The 5,443-nt window shown below is 41.4% G+C and carries 3 protein-coding genes and 1 pseudogene; 2 read left to right on the forward strand and 2 right to left on the reverse strand.

What is annotated here, in order from left to right:
- Window positions 1-781, forward strand: a pseudogene (locus OGM63_RS05010) (penicillin-binding protein 1C); the annotation flags it as partial.
- 320 nt (window positions 782-1,101) lie between these two features.
- Window positions 1,102-1,266 (forward strand): hypothetical protein, encoded by a 165-nt coding sequence (locus tag OGM63_RS05015; RefSeq protein WP_263744400.1) that lies wholly within the window; start codon window positions 1,102-1,104, stop codon window positions 1,264-1,266.
- A gap of 69 nt (window positions 1,267-1,335) precedes the next feature.
- Here OGM63_RS05015 and OGM63_RS05020 read toward each other — a convergent pair whose 3' ends face one another.
- Window positions 1,336-3,186: a serine/threonine-protein kinase gene (locus tag OGM63_RS05020; protein WP_263744401.1), complete on the reverse strand. Its 1,851-nt coding sequence runs from the start codon at window positions 3,184-3,186 to the stop codon at window positions 1,336-1,338.
- A 428-nt stretch (window positions 3,187-3,614) separates the two neighbouring features.
- The gene (locus OGM63_RS05025; protein WP_263744402.1) at window positions 3,615-5,171 is read right to left on the reverse strand and encodes a YcjF family protein; all 1,557 of its coding nucleotides are present in this window, start codon (window positions 5,169-5,171) and stop codon (window positions 3,615-3,617) included.
- Between the last annotated feature and the right edge of the window lie 272 nt (window positions 5,172-5,443).

Below are 5,443 nucleotides of genomic sequence, written 5' to 3' on the forward strand. Positions count from 1 at the left end.
CTTTCCTACGACATGGCAATTAATTACTGACATGTTGAGCGATCGCTATGCTCGTGCGACAGCTTTTGGTGTAGACTCGGTACTCAACTTACCCTTTGCCACTGCGGTCAAAACGGGCACATCCTCTAACTTTCGCGATACATGGACTGTCGGCTTTTCTAGGGATTACACAGTGGCTACCTGGGTAGGTAATTTCGACGGGGAACCGATGCACCAAGTATCTGGAGTTACGGGTGCAGCGCCTTTGTGGAATCGAATTATGTTACATTTGCACTCCTCAGAAGAACCAGCTAATTTTCCTTTTCCATCAGGGATGGTGAAACTACCGATGTGTGCGATTTCTGGGTTAAAACCTACACCAGCTTGCACCTCGGTTGTGGAAGAATATTTCTACCCAGAAGACAAAAGTAACTATGAAGGTCTTCAGTTGAATTTACCTGGTGAGTATGATGAATGGTTAGCAAGACAAAATCAATTCAATTTAACTTCTAACAATTTCAAGATTTTATCGCCTCATAATCGCGATTTATTCTTATTATATCCAGGTGAAGAAGGAAAGCAAAAATTAGAATTTAAGCTAGGGGGAATATCATCTACGCCTGTAGAATGGTGGTTGAACGATCAAAAGCTAAATACATCAGCGAATGCGTTGTTTTGGACATTACGTCCCGGTAGCTGGACTTTATCGGCAAAAAGTGGTGAAATCAGTGACAAAGTAACTTTTCAAGTACAATTAGCAAATATCAAACCCACACGTCGCGGTTTTTCTGTAGTTAAATAGACAAACGTCGTGAAAAAGAATGTAGAGACGCGAAATTTCGCGTCTAATCAAGGGTTTTGGGCAACGCATAATTAAATTCTGTAGTTAAATAGGCATAAAAAGTAGAAAAGATGTAGAGACGTAGCATTGCTACGTCTCTACAAGGGATCTGAAATTGATTTAAGACTGGAAATTTATTTTTGATTTTTTTCAGGAAATAGCTATCTCAAGAGTGAAGAGATAAATAAAGCCTGAGGCTTTATTTGTAAATTAAGGGATGCCACTGTGATTTTTCAGGTAAGAGTAACTAAAATCTCAGTGACAGGATAAAGGTAAATAAAATGACAACCACACAAACTAGCTCAAAGAAAACAGAAAACAAATCAGCCAAGAAGAAACAACAGTCTTCTCATCACACAGATATCGGTACTCCTAAAGTACCAGTTCACCAACGCAAGACGAACCAGCAACATGAAGTGTTAAGTGACTGGAACCACGCAAGCTAGTATACTAAAATATGGTGTTTGCTGGCGATAAGCTGGATAATTGATGCACCCTAGCTTTTTGTGTTGTCACTATCTAATATTCACCTCTTGGATGTAATTTACTGGCTGAAAATTGTCTAACTTAGTAGGGGTTTTGCTGTGGATGAATGAATCTGTCCAAATAGCTTTAGCTATTGGTGATGTAGCGACCTTTTCATCTTGTGGAAGTTGCGATCGCCTAGTATCATTATTAGGAGTTTTACCAGCTTCTAGACGCTGCTTTTGGGTATACTCAATTAGTTTAGCTTGAGCTTGAGCGTAAATTGAAGTACCTGGGGGAACTTGTTGGAGAAACTCCACAGCACCATCAAAGTCACCCTTTGCTGCTTTGTTGTAAGCCTTTTGGACAAAGTAAGCTGCTCTAATTTGCTGCTTTTGATTGTACTCAGTCAACTTTTGTTGAACTATAGTTTTAGAAGAGCTTTCTTGAGGAATTTGCTGTAAGTAGTTTAAAGCAGTGGAGAAATCTTTTTCACCTGCTCTTTGGTAAGCCTTGGTTAATAAGTCTTTTGACTGGACTTCGAGGTTAACGCGTGCCAGTTTAACTAGTTTATCAGATTTCGATTGCCAATATAAAATATCGGGAATTTGAGGAGCAGTACGAAGTACATCTCTCCAACGATTTTCGTTAAAGGCTTTTTCAACAGCTTGATACCGTTGTGCTGCGACTTCCCATTTTTGTTGCCATTGTCCAATTGTAGCTTGAGCTTCTGAATAAACGCTGCTGTTTGGCTTAATTGATTGCGCTAAAGCGATCGCTCCTTCTAAATTCCCCGCTTGATATTGTTCTGTTGCTTTATATAAAGCTTCTGTTTCTGAATACGCTGGAGAATTATTCATTAAAGAATATACTCCAAATCCCATCACTAAGGAATTAGCTGCCAACCCTACTCTGATTCCTGTGAGTAGAGGGGGTGATTTGATAAATTTAAACCGTCCTTGGGAGTTATCACCTGCGGACACAGTATATTCTGCGTCTAGTATTTGCGACTCATCCACAGACATTTGCTTGAGCACTTGTAACACCTCAACCACTGACTGAAAGCGACTTTCATGGTTATAACGAATCATTTTGCTGAGGACAGCAGCTAGATAATCATTAACTGGTGTATTATTCAAACGCCAATAAATATCATTTGTATAAGGATCTATTTTTAATTGTAACGGTGCTAACCCTGTTAAACCTTGGATAGCAATCATGCCCAAAGAATAAATATCACTATTGGGCTGCGCTTGACTAATAAATTGCTCTGGGGGTATATATCCTAAAGAGGTTACGGGAAGGCGATAAATCGGGAATGCTGCATTTACACCAAAATCAACCGGCTGAATTGAACCAAAGTCGATTAGAACTAACTTACCATCACAAGCGCGTCTGATCAAGTTTTCCGGTTTAACGTCGCAATGGATAACTCCTTGGGAGTGAACAAATTCGAGAATTTCGAGAACATCATTGAGAAATTGGATAACTTCCCTTTCACTCCAAAGACTCCCCCATTGTTGACTCATCGGCAATTCAGCCGTCAACGCATGTCCTTCAATAAACTCTTGTACTAGATAGAATCTTTCCTTTTCTTCAAAACAAGCAAGAAGTTCGGGAATCTGGTTATGGTGTCCTAACTGCTTGAGAGTTTCGGTTTCCGTGAGAAAGCGCAACCTGAGAGTATCCAAGTAACTCGGCTGAGAACCAGTCACCTTTAGCTCTTTGACTACGCATTTTGGGTTTTCAGGGTGATCTATATCTACAGCGATGTATGTTTGTCCAAATACCCCCGCACCCAGGGTTTGAACGATTTGGTACCGTCTTTGTAGTACTTTACCGATCATGTATTGAGTCATGAGTAGGTTACTGAGTAAGTCGTTATTTAAGTTTTCTAACATCACCCGGTTTTTCCGGAAACCCTTACGAATTCTTTAATAGAGCGCTGATTCATTGGATAATTTTTTCTAAAAGTATCAGTCTAAACACGTAAAGATTGAAAATATCTTTATAAAAATAATTACAAAAAACTCAAAGCAGATCATGTATGAAATATTGCCATTCTTATCGAATATGGACATGATTATTCACATATCGACTATGCCAGTTTGGGTATCTGGTGCTTTGTAAGTATTTTGACGATGGGTTAGGGGTATGAAGCGGTTACAGCAGATTGCGTTGTGATTAAATACACGTAGAGACGTAGCACTTGGTAGTCTCTACAAAGTTTCGGGTTTTACGCATGTGCCTCATTTACCTAAAATTTGCTGTATGTGGTGTTTTCAAACCCCTGCCTGCCTTTATCCGTCATTTTTAGGTTGGTCGAGTATTAGTCCTCAGCCTTCAGTTCCTCGTTTTCTTCTAGTGCCTCAACTTTATCTTGCAACGGTTTGACGACTCGTGCGATCGCCTGTTGAATAAAAGCCTTAACAAATTCATCACGACGGTTAATTTGAAACTGTCGCTGTACTACCTCGGTCATCCCCCCATCACCCCAATCTTGATCGTGACGGAAATACTCAATAAAGCTTTTACCAGCAATCCGAGTTAAATAAGCGGCTGTTACAGCTTGAATTGCCCGACCAACAATAAACGTGGCAACATTCAGTTGCAATGCAGTTGAAAGTAATTGAATCGCTCCCTTGACAATACCCAAACTGGCAAGAGTTTTTGCCAAAGACAACGCTAATTCTCGTCCGCGCTCCAGATTCAACTCACAGCCGTAAATTTTACCAATTTCCACGACCATTTGGGCGTTGACGGCGGCTGTAGCCAGCAAATCGACCATCGGTAAAGGTGTCACCGAAACTACACCAGCACCAATCCACTGAAACCGATCTACTATTTTATCAGCTTGACGGCGACGTTGAGCATCGATGAGTTTCCGGGCTTCTTCTCCCAATCGCATTGATTGCAGCAAAATATTATCTGCCACTAAATCTTCACCTTCTGCCCGCAATATTGCAGCCATTCGCCGCAACAATGGTAAAATATCTGCTTCCGGCTGATAGATTTCGCCATTTTCTAATTGTGCAGCTTCGGGATTAGCAGCGATCGCCACAACATCAGTTGCGACAATAAATCCCCGCACTCGTTGACGCAACCGTGCGAGAATGGCTTCTTTATTTTCTTCGGTGTACATATCGATTTTGTTGAGAACTAGAAGCGATCGCTTACCAATTTCTGCCAAAGTCCGCAACGGTTCATATTCAGAGCGCCGTAAATCATTATCCACCACAAACAACAGCAAATCAGCTTCAGTCGCCAGTTCTCGTGCTAATTGTTCGCGTTCGGTTCCCGCTACCCCCGCTTCTAAAATCCCCGGCGTATCCGTAATTAAAATTTTACGTTCTAATCCCTTCAAGCGCAAACAATAAGTTTCCCCTACCTGAGTGGTTCCCATCGGCGCATCGACACGTCCCACCATGCGTCCCATCACCCCATTTACCAAAGAAGTTTTACCAGCACTTCCCGTGCCAAATACGACTACTTGAATTTCCCTGCGTGCTAAATTTGCCTCAATCTCACGCGATCGACTCAGTAAGGCTTGCCTTTGCACTTCATCTTGAATTATTGATACTTGTTGCCGCACAGCTTGTAATGTGGAAGAAGCGGCTTCAGATTTCACGGCAGGAATTTCTGCCGCAGTGACACGACGTTTGCGTTGCGATCGCTTCTCACTTTTTTGAATTACCAACACATAGTAGACAAAAGCGGCAATTAATGCTCCAATCAAAACAACCAGCAACAATAACAGCAAATTGCCCAAAAGCGGCGAATAAGACAACTGCCAATAAAGGCGTGATAGCGAATCAATCAGCCACAGGCTTAGTCCTAAAATAAGGATGAGACCAACAATCAGCGTTACTATGCGCGACAGAGGCATGGATGGCATAGATTAGTGGATAAAGCAGATGATGCTTTTTATCTTAATGGTTTGGTGTTGTAGGTGGGGGAAGATAAAGATTTTTGCAGCTTTTATGCAAGCGATGTCTAAGGACTTGCCAGTCTTAATATCAAGCTAATTTCATCACACGTAAATATATCGGGAGTTTGGTAGCCCCGTCTTTTTAAAGCGGGGTGGAAAAACGACGCGGGCAGATTTATCTGCATTCAAAAAATGCTAAAATATTAACAGCAAGTAAGAATAACCATCTA

Source organism: Plectonema radiosum NIES-515, assembly GCF_025753815.1.
In the GTDB taxonomy this organism is placed as follows: Bacteria; Cyanobacteriota; Cyanobacteriia; order Cyanobacteriales; family Nostocaceae; genus Hassallia; species Hassallia radiosum_A.

Bases quoted from the DNA above. Each gene is read 5' to 3' on its own strand.
- OGM63_RS05015 (WP_263744400.1), top strand. From the start codon at position 1,102: ATGACAACCACACAAACTAGCTCAAAGAAAACAGAAAACAAATCAGCC.
- OGM63_RS05020 (WP_263744401.1), bottom strand. From the start codon at position 3,186: ATGTTAGAAAACTTAAATAACGACTTACTCAGTAACCTACTCATGACT.
- OGM63_RS05025 (WP_263744402.1), bottom strand. From the start codon at position 5,171: ATGCCTCTGTCGCGCATAGTAACGCTGATTGTTGGTCTCATCCTTATT.